Below are 21,603 nucleotides of genomic sequence, written 5' to 3' on the forward strand. Positions count from 1 at the left end.
CCCGTCCGCCGCATGCGCGGGACGGGTTTCGGTGTTTTCGGCAGCAGAGCGTTCGCGTGCTACGGCAAGCGTCAACTGTCGCGGGCGGCGGCCGCGTTTCTTTGCTGGGTTAACGTGTAGCGGTCGCGGGCCGCTTCCTCCAGTGCCCGAAGAGCGTGTGCATCGCACCGAACGGGTGGCGAGTGTTGGTCCGCGGGTAACCGGTGGGGGAGACCCAGACGTGGCGGCCGCCTCGAATTTCGATGCGGCCGCGTTTGCGAATGTGGTCATCGTCGTCGTTAACGCGGTTGTGGTACTCGCACAGGACCGTCAGATTGTCCATATTGGTCAGGCCGCCGTTCTTCCAGGCTTGCGCGTGGTGGATTTCGCAGTGGTCGGCGGGCCGGCGGCAGTCGGGGCTTGCGCAGATCGGTTGGGTGGCCTTGGCCAGGGTGCGCTGCTTTTCGCTGGCGAAGCGTTTGTCCCGGTAGTGGTTCAGCGGCCCCTCGGTGGGGTGGAACAGTGCGGCCTCGATACCGTAGGCAGGGCCCGCGAGGAACCGGTTCACAAAGTCTGCACCGCTCATCGTGGTGCCGTCGCTCAAGCCCAGGACAACATCATCACCGTCGCCGGCGATAACGCGCGCGAGCTCCGGCGCCGGGACGAGGACGAGCGGCCGGGGAGCAGCGGCAGGCACCCCAGCCCCGGAGCGCATCAGGTCTTCGAAGGCGGCGGCCATCTGCGGCGCGGCAGGCTTGTCACGGTTGATGCTGCCGCGTAGCGACGCCTCCAGGTCGGCCATGACGTGCTCGTCAGCAGTGATGATCGACGTGCGCAGGCCATTGCGCGACAGGCCGAAGTGCGCCCCCTTGACCGGCTTTGCCTCCTTGGCGGGGACGATGGTCTTGGCGTAACGCGCGAGGGAGGCGCAGGTGGTGGCTGTGGTGGCGGCGGCGTCGATAAGCGCCAGGCGATAACGCGCGCGGGCGCTGTCGGAGGCGATGTGGCGGATGCAGCGCTCGATCTGGGCGAGCATGTCGATGCACACACCCGATTCGACCGCAGCCGTGACCGTCTCGGGGGTGGCGGTGGTGCCATAGTACGCGGCGTGGACGAGGTGCAGCTCCGTCACCCTGGCAGGCGACAGGCCGGCGGCGAGGAACGCGGCGCGGTTGAAGCTGGAGAGGTCCTCGAGGCCGATGCCGGTGAGGAGCTCAAGAAGCGGGCTGGATTGGCTCATGCCTCGGACGCTAACCCAGCTCCACCGGGAAGGAAAGGCCTAGCGCCAAGCTGTGGAAAGCGCACAACGCGGCAAACAAAAGTCCCAGGACCTGCGGAAAGTTATCCACATCCCGCGAACTTTTTTGGCCCGCAGGGAACCGAAACTGCCCCGCGGAGGTCTAATAAGGGTTTGGGGGTTTAGAGCGCCTCTAGAGCTGCTTGACCATCACTTCCGGGTGGTGGTCCGACTGCACGAAACCAAAATCTTCGTAGACCTGGCGGGCGCGGTCGTTGCCGGGCTCGACGTGCAGCGCAATGGTGCGGGCGTGGTGCTCGGCGGCGAGGTCGCACGCGGCCTGCAGCAAGATGCGGCCCAGCCGGTGGCCGTGGGAGCGGTTCTCCACGGCGATGGCTAGCTCAGGAATGTCGGGGCCCAGGTTGGCTTCGGAGTAGTCCTCGCCGGGCTTCCAATAGCGCAGCCACACGCCGCCGGCGGGGACGAGTTCGTCGTCGTAGGCGATGAAGCCGCCGTCGTGCTCGGGGGACCACTTGCCCACGTACTCTTCGGCGCTTTGGACGCTTCCGTGGCGGCGGTGCGACTCGTCGCCGAAGACGTCGGCAAGGTAGTCGAGCCGGCGCAAGTACGTGCGGTCGGACTCGGTGGCGGGAACAAGCGTGAATTTCATGGTTACCTCCGCTGACGTTGTTGGCCGTGGATTTCTTCTCTCATGTCTACCCCTTGACACCGCCGGCGGTCAGCCCGGAGATGATGCGCCGCTGGAAAATCAGCACCATGATGATCAGCGGCACGGTGACCAGCGAACCCGCCGCCATGATCGAGGCATACGGGTACTCGAATGCGCTCGGGCCAGCGAAACGGGCGATGGCCACAGTCACCGGTTCGGTGGCCTCGGTGGACAGCTGGCGTGACAGCATGAACTCGTTCCACGTCGCAATGAACGCGATGATCGCGGTGGTGAAAATCCCGGGCGCCGCCAAGGGCAAGAGCACGAGGCGGAACGCCTGGGCGCGCGTTGCCCCATCGACGCGGGCGGCTTCTTCCAGCTCCCACGGCAACTGCCGGAAGAACGCGATGAGCGTGTACACCGTCAACGGCAACGCGAAAGAAATGTTCGGGATGATCATTGCGCGGTACGTGCCAATCCAGCCAATGTCACTGAAGAGCTGGAAAAGCGGGGTGACAAGCGCGATTCCAGGGAACATCGACGCGGCCAGAATGATACCGGTGACAATGCCTTTGCCGGGAAAGTTCAGCCGGGCTAGGGCGTAGCCGGTGAAGACACCCACAGCGACAGCAAGTGCTGTCGTCGTGAGTGAAATGATCAGCGAGTTGCCGATTGCGCCAAGAAAATCGTTGCCTTTGTCCGTGACCAGCGCATCCCGGAAGTTGTCCAACGTGACGTGCGTGGGCCATGGGGTGGTGTCAAAGGTGAATTGCTTGTCCCGCAGTGCGGTGACCAGCATCCAGTAGAACGGCGCTAGGCCCCACAGCAGAATGAAGGCCACGCCAATGTAGTGTCCGATTTTCTTCATCGTGCTTGCTCCCGTTCCACTGCGTTGTGTGCGTCGGCAGGTGCTCCGGCCGAGTCTTTCTTGCTGGCTGCGCGGGAGCGGCGCTGACGGCGTGCGCGTTGCTTGTCGGTCTTGCTGCCCCCGTCAGCATCCCCACCTACATCTGCACCGAGGAAGCGGATCATGATGAACGCCACTGCGAAGATGAGCAGGAAGATCAACGTGGACAACGCGGCGGCCGAGTTGAAGTTGCTCTGCCGCATGTCCTCGACCACGAGCTGGGAGATCGTGGCGGTGGGGGAGTTGGACGAGTCAGAGATCATGATCACTGGCAGGTCGTACATGCGCAGGGCATCGAGCGTGCGGAAGAGCACAGCCACCATGAGTGTCGGGCGCACTAAGGGGAGAGTGATGCGGGTGAATGCTTGCCACGCAGAGGCTCCGTCTACGTGTGCTGCTTCGTATACATCCTTGGGCACCATTTGCAGCCCCGCTAGGATCAACAGGGCGACGAAGGGGGTTGTTTTCCACACGTCGGCGATGATCACAGCGACACGTGCCGCCCAGGGGTCCGTTGTCCACGCGATGGATTGTCCAAGCAGCGAGTTCACCAGACCGTTGGGAGCGAACATGAACTTCCATAGCTGTGCGGTCACTGCGGTAGGAATGGCCCACGGAATGAGCACTGCCGCGCGAATCAGGGAGCGGATCCGGGAGGGGTGGTTCATGATCAGCGCCATGATCATGCCCAGCACGACTTCGAGCGAAACGGTGACCACGGTGAAGAACAACGTGACACCCACGGCAGGCCAAAAGTCGGTGGACAGCACGCCCGGCGGGCAGTCACCGACGGTGCCGGAGGGAGTCATGCATTGGTTGTTGATCCAGTAGAGGTAGTTGTCCAACCCGGCGAATCCGCCTTCGACGAAGACTCCTGTTGCTGGATCGAGGTGCCGGTTGGATTGGAAGGATAACCAGATCGCCCGCACAATCGGATAGCCGATGACAACGGCGAGAAACAGCATTGCCGGCGCTATGAGCAGGTATGCTCGCCGTGCGTCGGGGGAGTTGCTGCGGCCGCGGCGCTGACGCGGATCAGGCGCGGCGGTGGAACTGGTTCGGTCGGGCGTCCGCGTAGTCGTCGACGACGCGGCTTCAGCGTTGATAGGGGTGCTCATCGGGGAATGACCCTTCATGCGTTGGCTGGTGAGAAGGAAGAACGGGCGAACGCCCGCAACGGGGGGCAATCCGTTGCAGGCGTTAGTCTATGGGGGCTGATTCGAAGTCAACGTGGCTCAACGCAGGCCCGCGCTGTCTGTCACGTTGACAGTGCGCGCTGCGAACAGCCGCACGCCCCATGGACACTCTTACTGTGCTTGCTTGATAGCTGCGGCCATGTCCTTGGTGGCTTCGTCTACGTTCTTGTTGCCGTTCAGGGCGGCGTAGGCGTTGTCCTGGATCGCCTTCGAGATGGCTGGGTAGAACGGGGACACCGGTCGCGGCTTGGCGTTCTCCAGGGATTCTTTCAGGGCAGGCAGGTAGGGTTGCTGCTCAATAAGGTCTGGGTCGTCGTAGACGGATGCCAGCACCGGCGGGAAGGATGCTTCTGCGAAGGAGCGCTGGTTTTCCTCGTTGATGATGAACTGGATGAAGTCGTGCGCGGTGGCCTTGTGCTGCGAGTTGACGTTGATTCCGTTGTTGTAGCCGCCCAGGGTGGACGTGCCCACTCCGTCTGCGCCGACGAGCGGCTGGACCTCGAAGTTGATGCCGTTTTCTTTGGCGTTGGCGTACATGTACGGCCAGTTGATGGCCAGAGCAGTCGTGCCTTCGGTGAAGGCGATGTTGGTCTCTTCTTCCGTGGCGGAGGTGGAGTTCTTGGAGATTGTGCCGTCCTTGTAGGCATTCACCAGCGCTTCCAAGCCTGCCTTTGCTTCGTCCGATTCAACTGTGGGTTCGCCGTTGCTGTCGAGCACCTCACCGCCCCAGCCGTTCATGAAGCCGACCGTGTTCACGGTGAGGCCTTCGTATTGCTTGAGCTGGGTGGTCAGGCAGTCACCTTCAACTGCCTCGCAGGCGGAGGTGATGTCGGCGAATGTGTCCGGCTTCGAGTCGATCTTGTCCACGTTGCGGAACAGCAGCTGGCCATTGGTGTTCTGCGGCAGTGCGTAGAGGGTGCCGTTGTAGGTGGCGGACTCCACCGTGGGCTGCAGCAGCTTGGAGGTGTCCACTGCGAAGTCGCCTTCCAAAGGCACGAGCCATTGGTTCGCTGCGAAGTCTGCGGTCCACACAACGTCGAGGGCCATGACGTCGTAGTCGGAGTTGCCTGCCTGAAGCGACTGCACGAGGGTGTCGCGCTGATCGTCGGCCTCACCGGCGAGCTCCTTCAGAGTCACCTGTTCGTCCGGGTGCTCCGCATTCCACGCATCGATGATCGGGGTCAGCTTGTCCGTGTCATTGCGGCCCATGGCGAAGGTGATGGGGCCTCGCTCGCCGGCGCCTTCCGAGCCGCCGTTGGAGCCGGAGGAATCGCTGGAGCATGCTGCGAGAGTAGTAGCGGACAGTGCGATTGCGCACAGCGCTGCGCCAGTCCGACGACGGGTTGCGTGAAGTTTCATGCGTAGACCTTTCAGATAGGAGGTTTCCCCAATGTTAAATAACGCGTGCCTTGAAACCGGGATTCAGTGAATTTTCAGTGAACAACCCTGCAGAAATACCACACCCGTCACCCCCGACCCGGGGGTTTCATTCCGGATAAGGCCCGTTTGGTCGCAGCCGTCACACGAAAAACGTGTATTTCTTCCCGTCGCGCACCCCGCGGTTAGGGGGAGAGCCAGCCGCGTGCAACGCGTGCAATACGAAAACCGCCGCGGCCCGAAAGCGGGCGCACGGCGGAATATCGGTGATGGTGAGAACTTAGACCAAGTCGCGGTACATCACGTTCGGGTTCTCCTTGGTGGGGATGAAGCCGAACTTGTCGTACACGTAGCGCGCACGCTTGTTTTCTGGCATGACCTCGAGCGCAATGCGCTTCGCGCCCTGGTCGATGGCAAGCTCGCACACGGAGTGCAGCAGCACGGCACTGAGGCCGTAGCCGTGGGAGCGCTCCTCCACAGCGAGGATCAGCTCCGGCACGTCCGGGCCCAGGTTGGCCTCGCTGGTCTTGTCGCCATTTTCCCAGTAGCGCAGCCAGATGCCACCGGCCGGGGTTTGGTCCTGGTCGTGGGCGATCCAGCCACCGTCATTCTCGGGCGACCAATCGTCGACAAATGCCTTGACCTTCTCCTGGCCGCTGCTGAGTCGCTTGGACTCGTCTCCGAAAACATCTGCCAAGTAGTACAGACGACGGATGTAGGTGCGGTCCGATTCGGTGGCGGGCTTGAGTCTGAATTCCATAAACACCAATTATAACGAAACGCACGATTAATAGACGCCACTTATGAGAATCTAATTATCCTTAATGACATAGAAAACTGCCCCTTCGTCTCTGGTTTCCGCGGCAGCGGCAGAGACAGAGGGGCAGTGGCAGTTGTGATGGGGGGGGCGGGCTGCTTAGTCCTCTTCGAAGTACAGCTGCTTGTTGACGAATTCGTCCATGCCCAGCGGTCCGAGCTCGCGACCGAAGCCAGAGCGCTTCACGCCACCGAATGGAATCTCTTCGCCCTCTCCTGCGGGGGTGTTCACGTTAGCCATGCCGGAGTTGATCTGGCGGGCGATTGCGCGTGCGCGCTCCGTGTCCTGGGAGAAGACGGCGCCGCCGAGGCCGTACTGGGTGTCGTTGGCCAGCTCGAGAGCTTCCTCGTCGGAGGAAACCTTGAAGACGAGGGCGATCGGGCCGAAGAGCTCTTCGCTGTACACCGAGTTGTCCTTGCCCAAGTCGGTGATCACGGCCGGGGCAAAGTAGGCGTTGTCACCGAGGCCGCCACCGGCGCGAAGCATTGCGCCTTCCTTGACGGCGCGGGTGACCTGCTCGTCGAGACGCTCGGCGGCGTCGCGGGAGGACAGCGGGGAGTAGATGCCGTTCTCGCCAGCTTCCTCAGGCGTGCCGGGCTTCGCTTGCTCGGCCAGCTTGACCAGCTCGTCGACGAACTCGTCGTAGATGTCATCCATGACGATCATGCGCTTATTGCCGTTGCAGACTTGGCCCATGTTGTAGATGCGGGTCTCCCACGCCAGCTCAGCGGCGGCCTTCACGTCGTCGGTGTCCAGCAGCACGTAGGGGTCGTTCCCGCCGAGCTCCAAGACTGCCTTCTTCAGGTTCTTGCCTGCCGTCGCGCCGACAGCGGCACCGGCGCGCTCGGAACCGGTCAAAGAGACGCCCTGAACGCGAGGATCCTCGATCATCGTGGTGATCTGATCGTGGGAGGCGTACACGTTCTGGTACACGCCCGCGGGGACACCAGCATCCTCGATGATCTTCTGGATCGCGGCGGAGGACTCCGGACAGATCTCAGCGTGCTTGAGAATGATGGAGTTTCCGTTCATCAGGTTCGGCGCCGCGAAACGTGCGACCTGGTAGTAGGGGAAGTTCCACGGCATGATGCCCACCAGGGCACCGAGCGGGAGGTGACGGATCACAGCGGTGCCGCCGTTGAAGCTCTCGATCTTCCGGTCGGCGGCGAACTCTTCGCCGTTATTCGCGTAGTAGCGGAAGATGTTGGCGGACAGCTCCACCTCGTCGATGGCGTGGGGGCGAGACTTGCCCATTTCGCGGCCGATGATCTCGACGAGCTCGTCCTGGCGCTCGTCGAAAAGCTCGGCGATGCGCAGCACGTACTTCTTACGCTCAGCAATGTCGAGGGCGGACCATTCTTTAAAGCCCTTTTCCGAGGCGGCGAGCACCTCCTGGATCTCATCGTCGGTAGCGGTGGGGAAGGTCGTGATGACCTCGCCGGTGGCCGGGTTTTCTACCCGGTAGGACATATCTTTCTCAGCCATGTTTCTCCTTAATTCGTAGAGCTTTCGTTATCTGTGCTCGTTGTCTGTGTTCTTTTGTGCGGCCCAGTGTAGGGAGGCGCCCTGTGAATCAGATGTGCCTTGTGCGCTGCCTAGATGGTCAACATCTCGCCTTGCTCATCGTCTTCAGCCGTGGTCCGTGGCAGGGTCTCGTTGCGGAAGAATGCCGGGTGCCGTAGGCGTGTGAACAGCATGAGCACGGCGCCAAGCAGGAGGATGCCCATGCCGAGCACGAACACGGTTCCCACGCCAAAGATCGAGGAGCCGGAGCCGTAGGACGGATCGATCGAGTCGAATGCGGTGACGAAGAACATCGCCAGAAGCATCGTGCCGCCGATCAATGGCAGCAAGAAGCGGAAGATGAAGCCGCGCACCGAATCCGTGATCTCCTTGCGGAAGAACCACACACAGGCAAACGCGGTGATGCCGTAGTAGAAGCAGATCATCAGGCCCAAGGCGGTGATCGTGTCCCACAGCGCATTTTCCGACGCGATTCGGGTCACGGTGTAGAACCCGCCTGCCGCGATAGCGGAGGCAGCAGTGGCCACTGCCGGGGTGTGGAACTTCGGGCTAATCTGCGCGAAGATCGGCGGCAGCGCCTTGTAGAAGCCCATCGCCAGCAAGGTGCGGGCAGGCCCGACCATCGTCGACTGCAGGGAGGCGAATGAACTCGCCAGCACCGAAATCGACATCAGAATCGCCCACGGTCCCATGACCGGGCTCGCCAGCGCGGCGAAGATCGATTCTTGGTTCTCCGGGTTGCCGGCGCCTAAGCCGGTGTCGCCGGTGCCTGCCCAGGCCACGACCGCGACAGCGGTGAGGACATAGACGGTGATGACCACGAGCACGGTGAGCGTGGCCGCGCGGCCCGGGGTCTTCTCCGGATCCTTCGTCTCCTCGTTCATGGTCAGGGTGACGTCCCAGCCCCAGAACATGAAGATCGACAGGGAAATGCCAGCTGCCACTGTCGAGAAGTCACCGATGGTCAGCGGATTGAACCAATCCGCCTCAACCGGGTGAAAATCGAAGCCTTTGCCGTGGTACGCGTTCCAGAGCGCCATTCCGCCGAAGAGCACGAGAGTGAACAGCTGCAAGGCGACCAGGAAGTACTGGAGTTTCTCCGTGGACTCGAGCCCGCGGTACGAGATGTATGCGGCGACTGCGAGTAGTGCGATCGTCGTCGGAATATTCACCCATAGGTTGCGGGTGAGATCCGCGATCGCCTCATTGCCGGTCAGCTGGGCGAGCAGGATATAGAAGAAGTCCACGGCCACAGCTGCGAGATTCGACAGCACCAGGATCGTCGCGGTGATCAGGCCCCATCCGCCCATCCAGCCGACCCAGGGGCCGAATGCTTTCGTTGCCCACGTGAACGAGGTTCCCGAGTCGGGCACTCGGTTATTCAGCTCGCGGTAGGCAAACGCGACGAGCAGCATGGGGAAGAAACCCAGCAGCAGGATAGCGGGGACGTGGTCGCCGACTTCAGAGATCGTCGGGCCGAGACCGGATGTCAGCGTGTACGAGGGGGCGATGCAGCTCACGCCGATCACGACGGCACCGATGAGGCCGACACGTCCTGCGATGAGGCCCTTTTCGCTTTGCGACGGCTGGTGTGCCAGGTTCTCTACCTTCTTACGCTTGCTCATTCACCCGCCTCCTCGGACTCGTCCTTCTTTTCCAGTGCGGGAGTGATCACGAGCGGGATCGGCAAGGTTCGAAGCACCTTCGCAGCGCGCGGGCCCATGAACACTCGGCCTGCAGTGGCCAGGCGCGACGACCCGGCGAGCAGGATTTCGTCGTCGTTCCACTCCAGTTCGGTGGCTGCCTCAGCGACCGTCTTTCCGGTGACGATCTCGGTGGAGGCAGACCCGGCGTCGACAAGCTGCTTTGCTTGTTCCGCGAGGTAGCGGTTCGCGTTCGCCTCGACGTTTTCCAGCACCTTGTGGCTGACTTCCTGGTTGAGCGCGCCTGCGTCTTCCTGGGTGAGGAAGGAGATGAGGCGGAGCTCGCTGCCGGACTTCTTCGCTGTCTGGATCGCGGTGTCGATTAGCTCGTGCGACCCGGAGAGCGTGCCGAACATGCAGGAGATGCGGCTGATGCGCTCGGGAGCCTCGTAGCGTGGCGGTGCCAGTGCGACGGGGATCGACGACGAATGCAGCAGCGTGTTCGCCGACGACCCGATGCTGAACCGACGGAGTAGTCCGCCACCGCGGGTCCCCAGAATGATCAGGTCGCAGTCCAGCTCCTTCGCAGTGCGGTGGAGTGAGCGCGCAGCGTCGCTTCCCGACACGACCCGGCCGGTGGCGTTGATCTCGTCGGGAACTTTCGCGAGCGCGTCTTCCAGCCATGTGCTCAGCTTGCGGCTGATCACCGTCTCATGCGCCCGTGTGTGCGGGTACGTGCCGGAATGTGCCTCGGAGTGGGGGACGACCATCGCGATTTCGAGGTCGGCATTCCAACTCCGCGCCAGGCCGATGCCGAGGTTCAAGGCATCGCTGCCGGACGGAGTGGCGAGGTATCCGACCAGGATCTTCGCCGGTCCCTGGTCAGTGGGTTGTGGTGACGGTTGTGTCATATCACCTATTCCTATCCGTTATCGAGGATGGCGTTCGCAGCGCGCTCGCCCTGGCGGATAGCGCCGTCGACGTGCTGGTAGCCCTCGTCGGCGATATCGGAGCAGGCGAAGTGGATCGGTCCGACCGGCTGGTTCTGCAGGTGGCCCCAGCGGGACAGGCCGCCCAGGTCGTAGCTGGTGGCGTAGGCGCCACGAGTCCACTCCTCAGCAGCCATGTCGGAGAGGTAGAACGCGATCGGCTCCATGGTCTCCGGCCCCAGGTACTCGGCCATGGCGGACAAAATGCGCTGCTTGCGCTCTTCCTCCGGCAAGTGCCACATCTCCTCGGCGTAGACATCGGAGACGAAGCCCACGAGCGTGCCGTAGGCGTCCTCTTCGCCAGCGGTGCCACCAGCGATGTTCTGGCCGCGGTTGGTGTTGTCGTAGACCTCCTGGACCAGACGACCGCCACCGAAGCCGGTGCCGGACAGGCCCTTGTCGCGCCAGAACGGCGTTTCGTAAATGGCGTGCACCTTGATGACCAGGCCCATGGAGATGTGCTGGTGGGCGATATGCAGGTCGCGCGGCATCGGCGGGACGTAGGAAATGCGGTTGTACAGGTTCGGCGGAACAGCGATGACGACGTTCTTGGCGCGGACGGTCACCTGGTCGGAGACGACGGTGACCTCACCCGGCTCGCCGTTGTTCGGGATGCCGTTGCGCACGTCCGGCTTGACGTTGTTCAGGCTGTCTTCGGTGGACGGGTCAGGCTGAGCCCACTGGATCTCGCGGACCGGGGTGCCCAAGAAGACATCGTCGCCGAGCTCTGCGGCCAGGGTCTCGGAGACAGACATCATGCCGCCTTCGACACGGCGGTCGAGGATGAAGTCCTCATCCACGAGATTGGAGAAGGAGCCAGCGGAGGCGGCCATCAGCACGGCCTGCAGGGCGGAGAACGTGAAGGACGGCTTGGTCAGCATGCCGGACGCGACGTAGATGGAGATGTTGTCGATCGCCTCTTCGTCGTCGGACTGCTGCTCGAGCCAGTGACGGAAGGAGATGGAGTCGAGCTCCGCGGCCTTCGGGTGCGCCCACGGCTCCTTGGCTCCGATCTCGGCTGCCAAATCGTCGAGAATCTTGATCAGTTTGTCCATCTCGGCCTGAGTGCTGTCGGCAGCCGGAAAGACCGGGCCCTCGTACTCGTGGCGCTCACCGTTGGGGGAGAGGTAGATGGACTTGCCTTCGCGGTAACGCTGGAAGGTGGACAGGCCCAGCTCGTCGACAAGCTCGATGAGGCGGGTCTGGTCGGGGGAGATCCACTGACCGCCGAGCTCGACGAAGTGGTCGACGCCGTTGTCGTCGCGCACGCGGCCGTTCCATGTGCGGCCACCGACTCGCTCGCGCGCCTCGAGGACGGCAACGGACTTGCCGGCCTTGGACAGGGTGCGTGCCGCCATCAGGCCCGCAGGGCCAGCGCCGACGACGACAACGTCGCGCTCGATTTCTGTGCGTTGTGCGCTAGGATTCATGCTTCTGCTCCTGTTCTTGAGGCCGGATGGATCCGACCGTCGCGGGTAATGAACGCCATTCATTAATGGTGTGATTCAGGATACATTCGAGTTCGGGTAGAAGGAAGAGTCACATGGGAAATGAACGTGGTCGCCCGGCTGAACCCCTGGTCAGTCGCGAAAAAATTGGTTTCGCCGCACTAAGTATTGCCTCCGAACGGGGCTACGAGACGTTGACAATGGCCGCAGTAGCTCGCGAAATCGGGGTGGCGCCCAGCGCTTTGTACAACCACATCTCGGGCAAGGGAGAGCTGCTTTATTTGCTCCAGGATGCGGTCATGCAGCTTGTCGACGTCACATCGCTGCAGCACGCCATCGCCGCAGGCGAAGGCTACCGGGAGGCGCTCGAGGCGTGGGCACACTCTTACCGCGATGTGTTCGCCGGGCATACCCCGTTGATCCCGGTCATCGCACGGCAGCCCATCGGCGATTCGCCACGTACCCAGGAAATGTACGAGATCGTCGCTCGCGCAGTCTCTGCCGCCGGCTGCCCGCACGAGAAGGTGATGGAGCGCATCATCGCGCTCGAATCCTTCATCTACGGCTCCGCATGGGATGCTACTGCGCCGGCGGACCTCTTCGATCCCGCCGCGATTTCCCCGGAACACGCGGAGTTGCGCCGAGTGGCGGATGCCATGCGTGCCCGGGCAGCAAAAAAGGGTCAGCATGACGCTAACCCTTATGCCGACCAGCCTTTTGAAGCTGGCCTGAAAGATCTGTTGGACGGAATTACGGATCCGTCCAACTAGCTGTAATTAGGCGTTGTTGCGCACGGCCTCAGCCATGACACGCAGGCCGTCGCGGAGCAGCTCCTCTGGGATGACCAGCGACGGCAGGAGGCGGACGACATTTCCGTCGAGGCCGCATGTGAGGATGAGCACGCCAGCAGCCTTGCATTCGGCGGCGACCTTGGCGGTCAGCTCAGCGTTCGGCTTGCCGTCCTTGGTGACGAGCTCCATAGCGATCATCGCCCCGCGGCCGCGGATCTCAGCGACCTCGTCCAGCTCGGTCAGCGGGTCGAGCTCCTCGTGGATGATCTCGGCGATCTCCTTGGCGCGCAGAGCGAGGTTGTGCTCCTTCATCTCCTCGATCGCGGCGATAGCGGCCGCGCAGGCCACCGGGTTGCCGCCGTAGGTGCCACCCAAACCGCCGGCCATCGGGGCGTTCATGATCTCGGCGCGGCCGGTCACAGCGGACAGCGGCATGCCGCCGGCGATGCCCTTTGCGGTAGTGACCAGGTCCGGCTCGATGCCTTCGAAGCTGGAGGAGAACCACTCGCCCGAACGGCAGAAGCCGGCCTGGATCTCGTCGGCGACGAAGACGACGTTGTTCTCGCGGCACCAGTCGACGATGGCGGGCAGGAAGCCTTCGGCCGGCTCGATGAAGCCACCCTCGCCCTGGATTGGCTCGATGACCACGCAGGCGAGGTTCTCGGCGCCGACATTCTGCTCGAGGAAACGGATGGTGCGCTCAGCGGCTTCCGGGCCCTTCAGGCCGTCGCGCAGCGGGTAAGACATTGGCGCGCGGTGCACCTCGCTGGCGAACGGTCCGAAGGTCGACTTGTACGGCTTATTCTTCGCCGTCATGGCCATCGTCAGGTTGGTGCGGCCGTGGTAGGCGTAGTCGAAAACGGCCACACCCGTCTTGCGGGTGTGGGAGCGGGCGATCTTCACGGCGTTCTCCACTGCCTCCGCACCGGAGTTGAACAGGACAGTGCGCTTCTCGAAATCGCCTGGGGTCAACTCGTTGAGCAGCTCAGCGACCTGCAGGTAGCTCTCGTAGGGGCTGACCATGAAGCAGGTGTGAGTGAAGTGGCCGGCGGCATCGGCGACTGCGCTTGCAACACGCTTATTGGAAGCGCCCACCGAGGTCACAGCGATGCCGGATGCGAAGTCGACGAAGGAGTTGCCATCGGCGTCGACAAGCACACCACCGTCGGCGTCGACGATGTAGCCGGGCAAGCCCGGGCTCAAGGCGGAGGCCACGCTCGCTGCGCGGCGCTTGTCCAGTTCTGCGCTTGCCGGTCCCGGCAGCTCGGTGTCGATTCGACGGACCTGGGGGAGGCGATACTCGAGATCCTGCATGGTGCGGGTTCCTTTCCAATTCAATCCAGCGGGCTGCCCGAAAACGGACAGTGGTTCATGGCTGTAGTATCCGTCCCCCGCCCACCCTCAAAGCAACCGACACAGTGTCGATCTTCTTCGTGAAACTTCTACACTGTGTCCATGAGCAAGGATGTGCTTGACGACGCACGAAGCGGTCATCCCGAGTGGGAGACCGCCGTTGATCTCCTAGATCTCAGTTGGTTGTACGGAATCAGAGCCTTGAACCTCGACCCCGTCGGAGACCTCAGGCGGGGGCGATTCGAGTCTGTCCAAGCCAGTGAGATTATGGAGACCGCTGAGTTCTTCCGGCCTTTCTCTGTCATTCTCACGTTGGGCCTGCGCATTCAGCCGGACGATGAAGCAGGCATCGCTCACTACGTGGAGCAGTTGAAAGAGTCCGGGGTGGCGGCCCTTGGCTTCGGTACGGGGCTGCAGCATGCCGAGATTCCTCCCGCCCTCATCCGGGCCTGCGCCGACGCGGCTCTGCCGCTATTCGAGGTGCCGCGGGCGACCCCCTTCGCCTTGATCTCAAAGGTGGTGGGGGAGGAGTATGCGCGATTGCAAGCAGTCGCGGCCAACGAGATTCTCGAGGCTGCGGAAGGTCTCAACCGCGCAGCATGGATTGGCGGAGTCGATGCACTCGTTGGACGCACCCGGACAGCAGTCGGCGCCGATGTGCTGATCGGGGACAACACCGGCAGAATCATCTCCTCAGCCCCTGCGAAGCCAACGGAGCGCGCGTTGAAGGCCCTTCGTCTGGCCGTTGCCGATAACGGGCGGAGCCGCGCGTACCGGACGGAGAACCGCACCATGATCGTCCAGCGGATGCGGGCGATGGGAGGAAAATACTTCGTCGCTGTGGTGGATTCCCCGCGCCCTCTGCCGCCGCTCGCGCGCAGTGCCGTGAAGCATTTCGTGGGGCTCGCGGAAATCGTATTGAGAGATCCGCAGGCGCTCAGGAGCGCGGAAACGCAACTGCACGGGTCGGCCCTAGAGACTTTTCTCGAAGGCCAGGAGGCTTCTCCAGCAGCCGCGCGTTTGCTGGATCGTGCCGCGGACGCTGACGGGGCTGTCGTCCCAGTCGCGATCGTCGCCGCGAATAAGGCCGCGTCTAACAGGTCGCTAGCTCGTTTGGATGAAGGACTCAATCTGCGCGACAACCCGTTGGCGCATGTGAGACTCGCCCCGGACGGCTTCGTGTTCTTATCACGCAGGGTGATCTCCGAGGCCGCCGTGACGGAGCTTATCGGTGATTTCGGGGCCCGGCTGCGCGTCTTGTCCGGTCGGCAACAGTCCTGGCGCGAGCTAGGCCGTGACGAGCTGCAGGCATTGCTCGACCGTGCGCGCGCGCTTCCGCCGGGCACCGTCGACGAATATCTCCCTCGGCGGCTCGACTGGACGGAAGACACGGGGGTCAGGCAAGTGCTGTCCCGCCGCTATAAGGAAGTGCTCGCGCCGCTCGCAGAGGATGACCCAGCCCTGCTCGATGCAGTCCAAGCCTATTTGGTGCATGGTTGCGAGATCCGTGCTGCCGCTGAGTCTCTCAGCATTCACAGACACACCCTGAAGGCGCGCATCGACCGCGCCGAGCAACGCTACGGGTTGCCTTTGGATGACCCGCTCGGCCGCGCGGAGATTCTTGTGCTGCTCAACGCTGCAGGATCGAACTCCTAGCACAGGAGTTTGGCGTTTTCAATGCCCCTGAACGGGGGCGTGCGGCAACCGTACGCTGAGTAGCCTGCAGCGGTATAGCGTGTTTTCGAGAAAAGGCTGGCGTGAGCCAGTTCGCTGAACACCGGCGAAATCAATCTACGAAAGGCGAGATCATGGCTGATTCCAACGGCGCTGTCGATACTGCACAACTGCTCGATTCCCTGCCCACCGGTCTGTTTATCGGTGGCCAGTGGCGTGACGCGTCCACCAACGAGACATTCGATGTGGAGAACCCGGCCACCGGCGAAGTCCTGGTGACACTCCAGTCCGCGAATAGCGACGACGCGGTTGCGGCGCTAGACGCTGCGGTCGAGGTGCAAAAGGACTGGGCACGCACCCCGGCCCGCGAGCGCAGTGAGATCCTGCGACGTGCGTACGATCTGGTCACCGAACGCACCGAGGAATTCGCCACGCTCATGACTCTAGAAATGGGTAAGCCGCTGGCGGAAGCACGCGGTGAGGTGAAGTACGGCGCGGAATACCTGCGCTGGTTCGCCGAAGAGACCGTCCGTCAGTACGGCCGCTCCCAGGAAGTGCCAGAGGGCGGCATCCGCATGGTCACTCGGCGCAAGCCGGTCGGCCCGTGCCTGCTGATCACCCCGTGGAACTTCCCGCTGGCGATGGCGACCCGCAAGATCGCCCCGGCGATCGCTGCGGGCTGCACGATGGTGCTCAAGCCGGCTGAGCTTACGCCGCTGACCACCTACTACTTCGTTCAGACCATGGTTGAGGCAGGCCTACCGGCAGGTGTGCTCAACGTTGTCTGCGGTACCGATCCGGCAGCTATCTCCGAGCCTCTCATCGCGGACCCGCGTCTGCGCAAGGTCTCCTTCACAGGCTCAACGGCGGTGGGCAAGATCCTGATGAAGCAGGCAGCTGATTCAGTGTTGCGCACCTCCATGGAGCTTGGTGGCAACGCGCCGTTCATCGTCTTTGAGGACGCGGACATTGAGCAGGCGATCACCGGCGCAATGGCAGCGAAGATGCGCAATATCGGCGAGGCCTGCACTGCGGCGAACCGTTTCCTCGTGCACGAGAGCATCGCCGATGAGTTCACCGAGAAGCTCGTCGCGGCGATGGAAGCGCTCACCGTGGGCAACGGCCTCGACGAGGGCGTCAACGTCGGCCCGCTGATCGAGGAGAAGGCACGCAAGAATGTCGCCGCGCTCGTGGAAGACGCGAAACAGAACGGCGCCGAGGTTCTCACTGGCGGCGGTGCCGCTGAGGGTGATGGCTACTTCTTCCAACCGACGGTCCTGCGTGGCGTCAGCACTGATTCCCGGATCTTCAAGGAAGAGATCTTCGGGCCGGTCGCATCGGTCTACGAGTTCAGCGATGAGGACGAGGTGATCGAGCTGGCCAATTCCACCGAATACGGCCTCGCCTCCTACGTCTATTCGGAGGACCCGGACCGCATGTGGCGGTTGGCTGACGGCCTGGAATTCGGCATCGTCGGCTTCAACGCCGGTGTCGTCTCCAATGCAGCTGTCCCGTTCGGCGGCGTGAAGCACTCCGGCTTGGGCCGCGAAGGCGGAGCAGAGGGCATCGACGAGTACACCGAGGTGCAGTACATCGGTGTCCGCGACCCGTACGCCAACCAGTAGAACCAGCGCGTTCCGCGCAGTTGACGACGCACGGACCGGGGTGACATCTGGGCCACATAGGACCTCAAGTGTGACCCCGGTCAAGTTGTTGCTACATTCTCGCTATGTCATCAACCACTTCTGTGCACGCGCCGTTGCGCGACGACGAATCTGCCCGTTCCGATGAAGCGGGTCACGCCCTCGGTTTCTGGAAGGGCGTAGCCCTGATCTTCGGCACCAACATTGGCGCCGGAATTCTCTCCCTGCCGTACGCGGCCCGCAACGGCGGCTTCCTCGCTCTAGTGGTGGCGCTCGCGATCGCAGGCACCCTGACCACTATTTCCATGCTCTACGTCGCGGAAGTCTCCCTCCGGACAAAAGAGCCGCTCCAGTTGTCCGGCTTGGCGGAGAAGTACCTGGGTCAGACCGGCCGCTTCCTCGTCTTCACCGCGATCATGGTCAACAGCGTCGGTGCATTGATTGCGTACGCATCCGGCTCCGGCAATCTCATGCACAACCTGTTCAACCTGCCTTCCTTGGCGGGCACCTTGATCTTCTATGCCCTGGGTGCCTTCATCATGTGGAAGGGCCTGCAAGCCACAGGGAAGGTGGAAGGGCTGATCACCAGCGGCATGGCGATCATCATCTTCACGCTGGTGGTGTGGACAATCGCCGGTCCCGGCATTGAGCCCGCGAACCTTTGGGTGCTCAAGCCCTACTTCATCATCCCGATCATGAATCTGGCCGTGTTCACATTCCTGGCCCAGTACGTGGTGCCGGAGATGGCGCGCGGCATGGCCGCCACCAAGCCGGAAATACTGCCGAAAGCGATCATCGCGGGCATGTGCATCACCGCGTTCACCCTCGCGGCTGTGCCGTTCGCGGCGCTCGGCCTGCTGGGCACCGAGGTGACTGAGGTGGTCACCATCGCCTGGGGCGAGAAACTCGGGACTGCGGCTTACTACATGGCCAACTTGTTCGCGCTGCTGGCCATGTTCACGTCCTTCTTGGCCATCGGCTTCACTGCGATGCGCAACGTGCTGGACATCTTCCATTGGCCGGAACACGGGTGGCAGCGTCTCGCCGCAACTGGACTGACGGTGCTTCCGCCTCTCGTGATTGCCGTGGCGGGCCTTGGCGGTTTCGTCTCTGCGCTGACTTACGCCGGCGGTTTCGCTGGCGCCATCATGTCGGTCGTTCCCGTGTTGCTGCTTCGCCGCGCCCGGGCGAACGGGGATCAGACTCCGGTGTGGCAGGTGCGCGGAGTAGACAACACCGTCATCCAGGCGCTCATCATCATCGTCTACGTGGCGGCGTTCATCTACTCCATTATCTCGCTGCTGGGGCTTGTCCCGGCTGGCTGGGCATAAGAGAAACACCGGGGGAAGAGCTTGAACCCTCCCCGGAAAGCGGTGCGACCCGTACGCCAACCAGTAGTTAGCGGATTTCTAGGAGCACGGCGGTCTTATTCACCTGATCGCCCTGCTCAACAGCGAGCCCCTTCACGGTGCCGGACTTGTGCGCCTTGACGGGGTTTTCCATCTTCATGGCCTCGAGCACGAGGAGGATATCGCTCTCGTTGACGGTGTCGCCCTCTGCGACGTTCACCTTGACCACCGTGCCTTGCATCGGGGCGGGCACGGCATCGCCGGACAGGGCTGCCGCGGAATTGCGGCGCTTCTTGGCCTTGCGCTTACCGCTGCCACCGATCACGAGCGAAGCGGGAAGGGCGACCTCGACACGACGGCCGTCGATCTCCACGGCGTAGGTGCGCTTTGTGCCCGGCTCCTCGCCTTCTTCCTCATCGTCGGTATACGGCGGGATCTCGGCGGTGAACTCCTCCTCGATCCAGCGGGTGTAGACGCCGAAACCGTTCTCGTCGCCGATGAAGGCTGGGTCGTTCAGCACTGCGCGGTGGAAGGGGATCACGGTGGGCAGGCCGTCGACGATGAACTCGTCGAGAGCACGGCGGGCGCGCTGGATGGCTTCCTCGCGGGTCTCACCGGTGACAATGAGCTTGGCCAGCATGGAGTCGAACTGGCCGCCGATCACATTGCCGGTGCGCACGCCGGAGTCGACGCGGATGCCGGTGCCGGCGGGCTCGACATAGCGGGAGATCGTGCCCGGTGCCGGCATGAAGTTCATGCCCGGGTCCTCGCCGTTGATGCGGAACTCGATGGAGTGGCCGCGCGGGGCCGGATCCTCGGTGTGGCGCAGCTTCTCGCCGTTCGCAATACGGAATTGCTCGCGTACCAGGTCGATGCCTGCGGTCTCCTCGGTGACGGGGTGCTCGACCTGCAGGCGGGTGTTGACCTCCAGGAAGGAGATGATGCCCTCCGGGTTCTGCTCGTCGGCAGGGCTGACCAGGTATTCGACGGTGCCAGCACCGTGGTAGCCGGCTTCTTTCACGATGGCCTTGGCAGAGGAGTGAATCGCCTCGCGCTGAGCATCGGACAAGAACGGTGCAGGAGCTTCCTCCACGAGCTTCTGGAAGCGGCGCTGCAGGGTGCAGTCGCGGGTGCCGGCGACGATGACGTTGCCGTGAACGTCGGCAAGCACCTGGGCTTCGACGTGGCGGGCGCGGTCGAGGTAGCGCTCGACGAAGCACTCGCCGCGGCCGAACGCTGCGACGGCCTCGCGCGTGGCGGACTCAAACAGCTCGGGGATCTCTTCTCGGGTGTGGGCGACCTTCATGCCGCGGCCGCCGCCACCGAATGCGGCCTTGATGGCGATGGGCAGGCCGTGTTCGTCGGCAAACGCGAGAACCTCGTCGACCGAGCTGACCGGCTCTTTAGTGCCCGGTGCCATCGGCGCGCCGACCTTCTCGGCGATGCGGCGGGCCTCAACCTTGTCGCCCAGCAGCGCGATGGCCTCCGGCGAGGGGCCGATCCAGGTGAAGCCTTCGTCGATAACGCGGCGGGCGAAATCGGCGTTTTCGGACAGGAAGCCGTACCCGGGGTGGATCGCGTCCGCACCGGAGGCCTGGGCGGCGCCAATGATCCGGTCGAAGCTCAGGTAGGAATCGGCGGCGGTGGCCCCGCCGAGCGCGAACGCCTCATCAGCCAGGCCCACGAACGGGGCATCCGCGTCCGGCTCCGCGTAGACAGCGACGGATGCGATGCCGGCGTCTTTCGCGGCGCGGATCACGCGCACGGCGATTTCGCCACGGTTGGCAATGAGAACCTTCGAGATTGTCACGGGGATCTTCCTTCTAGCCGGGTGTACAGACAGTTATCGCCAAGGGTAAAGCACAGCGCAAGCACAGCTGAACTTCAACCGGGCAGTTACGGATGACTAATCGCAAAAACGCTTATCGACGTTTCCCCCGCACCCCAAGCAGCCGCTTACTCTGTGCCCCGCTCAATCGGCATGCGGACCATGTTGCCCCATTCGTACCAGGATCCGTCGTAAAGCGAGACGTTCTCCACGCCCAGCACGTGGCGGAGGATGTACCAGGTGTGGGCGGCGGACTGACCGGCACTGCAGTAGGTGATCACCGGAGCGCCGGCGGGCACATCGGTGTAGGCGGCGGCGATGGACTCGCGGTCTTTCACGCGCCCGTTGGGGTGGACGGAGTCACCCCACGGGTGGTTCACCGCACCCGGAATGTGGCCGTGGCGCAACACAGGGGAGGCGCAGTTGGAGTCGGGGGCTACTTCAACCTCGGCGCCGGCGAAGTATTCGGGGCCGCGGACGTCGATAAGCAATGTGTCCTCGGGCCGCGAGCGGACGTGCTCCACGAAGCTGCGCCACGTGCTGTCGTCGCGCTCGACCACGGGGTAGCCCTGCGCCGGGTACTCGGGCACAGCGAAAGAGGTGTCGCGCTCTTCGCCCATCCACGCGTCGCGCCCGCCATCGAGTAGGCGCACGTCGGGGTGGCCGAACAGCTCAAACACCCACGTGGTATAGGCGGCCCACCAGTTGTTGCGGTCGCCGTACACCACCACCGTGTCATCGCGGCTGATGCCGCGGGCATCCATCAGCGCGGCAAAGGCTTCCCCGTCGATGAAGTCGCGCTGCACCGGATCGTTCAAGTCGCGGTGCCAGTCAATGCGCACCGCCCCGGGAATGTGCCCGATGTCGTACAGGAACGCGTCCTCGTCCGACTCCACCACCCGCAAACCGTCGACCCCCAGGCGGGCCGACAGCCACGACGCGGAGACGAACTTCTCCGGGTGGGCAAAGTCCTGGAACTGCGGAAACGGGTCAAATTCTATGGCCATGCGAGATTCCTCTACGGCGTGAAAACGGTCACTGCCTAACCTTACCCGTCAACCATTCCTGCCGAGCGCATTTAGTGTGATGCACACCCGGTGTGAAGTTAATTACTATCTCCGTCACTCGCCGAGCGACGACCTGAAAAACGGCTTAATCTCAGGGGTGGATCACCCTTT

17 protein-coding genes are annotated in these 21,603 nt (G+C 63.0%); 4 read left to right on the forward strand and 13 right to left on the reverse strand.

Going from position 1 to position 21,603, the window contains the following annotated elements; translation table 11 throughout:
• Positions 1 to 109: 109 nt before the first annotated feature.
• The 10 genes from KBX18_RS01210 to KBX18_RS01255 form a co-directional block, all read right to left on the reverse strand.
• Entirely contained in the window at positions 110 to 1,219 is a 1,110-nt protein-coding gene (locus KBX18_RS01210) for an HNH endonuclease signature motif containing protein (RefSeq protein WP_255994500.1), read from the reverse strand.
• A gap of 190 nt (positions 1,220 to 1,409) precedes the next feature.
• Positions 1,410 to 1,886, reverse strand: coding sequence for a GNAT family N-acetyltransferase (locus tag KBX18_RS01215; protein ID WP_005286330.1), 477 nt, complete (start codon positions 1,884 to 1,886; stop codon positions 1,410 to 1,412).
• A gap of 46 nt (positions 1,887 to 1,932) precedes the next feature.
• A complete protein-coding gene (locus tag KBX18_RS01220; protein ID WP_005286327.1) occupies positions 1,933 to 2,754 on the reverse strand; it encodes a carbohydrate ABC transporter permease in 822 nt (273 codons plus the stop codon).
• Positions 2,751 to 3,758 carry a carbohydrate ABC transporter permease gene (locus KBX18_RS01225; RefSeq protein WP_005286324.1) on the reverse strand — a complete coding sequence of 336 codons (1,008 nt, stop codon included), beginning with the start codon at positions 3,756 to 3,758 and terminating at the stop codon, positions 2,751 to 2,753. The genes KBX18_RS01220 and KBX18_RS01225 overlap by 4 nt, the downstream gene beginning before the upstream one ends.
• Before the next feature lie 342 nt (positions 3,759 to 4,100).
• Positions 4,101 to 5,348, reverse strand: a complete 1,248-nt coding sequence (locus tag KBX18_RS01230; RefSeq protein WP_005286321.1) for an ABC transporter substrate-binding protein — start codon at positions 5,346 to 5,348, stop codon at positions 4,101 to 4,103.
• Between the two features lie 298 nt (positions 5,349 to 5,646).
• Positions 5,647 to 6,126, reverse strand: a complete 480-nt coding sequence (locus tag KBX18_RS01235) for a GNAT family N-acetyltransferase (RefSeq protein ID WP_005286315.1) — start codon at positions 6,124 to 6,126, stop codon at positions 5,647 to 5,649.
• A 156-nt stretch (positions 6,127 to 6,282) separates the two neighbouring features.
• Positions 6,283 to 7,668, reverse strand: a complete 1,386-nt coding sequence (locus KBX18_RS01240) for an NAD-dependent succinate-semialdehyde dehydrogenase (protein WP_005286313.1) — start codon at positions 7,666 to 7,668, stop codon at positions 6,283 to 6,285.
• A gap of 110 nt (positions 7,669 to 7,778) precedes the next feature.
• Complete coding sequence (locus KBX18_RS01245) at positions 7,779 to 9,332, reverse strand: APC family permease (RefSeq protein WP_005286311.1); 1,554 nt, start codon at positions 9,330 to 9,332, stop codon at positions 7,779 to 7,781.
• Positions 9,329 to 10,261, reverse strand: coding sequence for a universal stress protein (locus tag KBX18_RS01250; protein WP_255994501.1), 933 nt, complete (start codon positions 10,259 to 10,261; stop codon positions 9,329 to 9,331). The genes KBX18_RS01245 and KBX18_RS01250 overlap by 4 nt, the downstream gene beginning before the upstream one ends.
• An 11-nt stretch (positions 10,262 to 10,272) precedes the next feature.
• On the reverse strand, positions 10,273 to 11,769 hold the full coding sequence (locus tag KBX18_RS01255; RefSeq protein ID WP_255994502.1) for an NAD(P)/FAD-dependent oxidoreductase: 1,497 nt from the start codon (positions 11,767 to 11,769) through the stop codon (positions 10,273 to 10,275).
• A gap of 113 nt (positions 11,770 to 11,882) precedes the next feature.
• On the opposite strand from KBX18_RS01255, the gene KBX18_RS01260 reads away from it, so the two are divergent.
• On the forward strand, positions 11,883 to 12,557 hold the full coding sequence (locus KBX18_RS01260) for a TetR/AcrR family transcriptional regulator (RefSeq protein WP_005286304.1): 675 nt from the start codon (positions 11,883 to 11,885) through the stop codon (positions 12,555 to 12,557).
• 6 nt (positions 12,558 to 12,563) lie between these two features.
• Here the strand turns inward: KBX18_RS01260 and gabT are convergent, their stop codons facing one another.
• Entirely contained in the window at positions 12,564 to 13,892 is a 1,329-nt protein-coding gene (gene gabT / locus KBX18_RS01265) for a 4-aminobutyrate--2-oxoglutarate transaminase (protein ID WP_255994503.1), read from the reverse strand.
• A 141-nt stretch (positions 13,893 to 14,033) separates the two neighbouring features.
• Between gabT and KBX18_RS01270 the strand changes: the two genes are divergently transcribed.
• The 3 genes from KBX18_RS01270 (at position 14,034) to KBX18_RS01280 (ending at position 18,579) form a co-directional block, all read left to right on the forward strand.
• Entirely contained in the window at positions 14,034 to 15,587 is a 1,554-nt protein-coding gene (locus tag KBX18_RS01270; protein ID WP_255994504.1) for a PucR family transcriptional regulator, read from the forward strand.
• A gap of 152 nt (positions 15,588 to 15,739) precedes the next feature.
• Positions 15,740 to 17,230, forward strand: a complete 1,491-nt coding sequence (locus KBX18_RS01275) for an NAD-dependent succinate-semialdehyde dehydrogenase (RefSeq protein ID WP_255994505.1) — start codon at positions 15,740 to 15,742, stop codon at positions 17,228 to 17,230.
• 104 nt (positions 17,231 to 17,334) lie between these two features.
• Positions 17,335 to 18,579, forward strand: coding sequence for an amino acid permease (locus tag KBX18_RS01280; RefSeq protein ID WP_005286293.1), 1,245 nt, complete (start codon positions 17,335 to 17,337; stop codon positions 18,577 to 18,579).
• 67 nt (positions 18,580 to 18,646) lie between these two features.
• On the opposite strand, the gene KBX18_RS01285 is transcribed toward KBX18_RS01280, so the two are convergent.
• On the reverse strand, positions 18,647 to 20,407 hold the full coding sequence (locus KBX18_RS01285; RefSeq protein ID WP_255994506.1) for an acetyl/propionyl/methylcrotonyl-CoA carboxylase subunit alpha: 1,761 nt from the start codon (positions 20,405 to 20,407) through the stop codon (positions 18,647 to 18,649).
• A 146-nt stretch (positions 20,408 to 20,553) separates the two neighbouring features.
• Positions 20,554 to 21,432 carry a sulfurtransferase gene (locus tag KBX18_RS01290; protein ID WP_255994507.1) on the reverse strand — a complete coding sequence of 293 codons (879 nt, stop codon included), beginning with the start codon at positions 21,430 to 21,432 and terminating at the stop codon, positions 20,554 to 20,556.
• Between the last annotated feature and the right edge of the window lie 171 nt (positions 21,433 to 21,603).

Source organism: Corynebacterium sp. CCUG 69979, from assembly GCF_024454095.1.
Lineage (GTDB): Bacteria > Actinomycetota > Actinomycetes > Mycobacteriales > Mycobacteriaceae > Corynebacterium > Corynebacterium genitalium.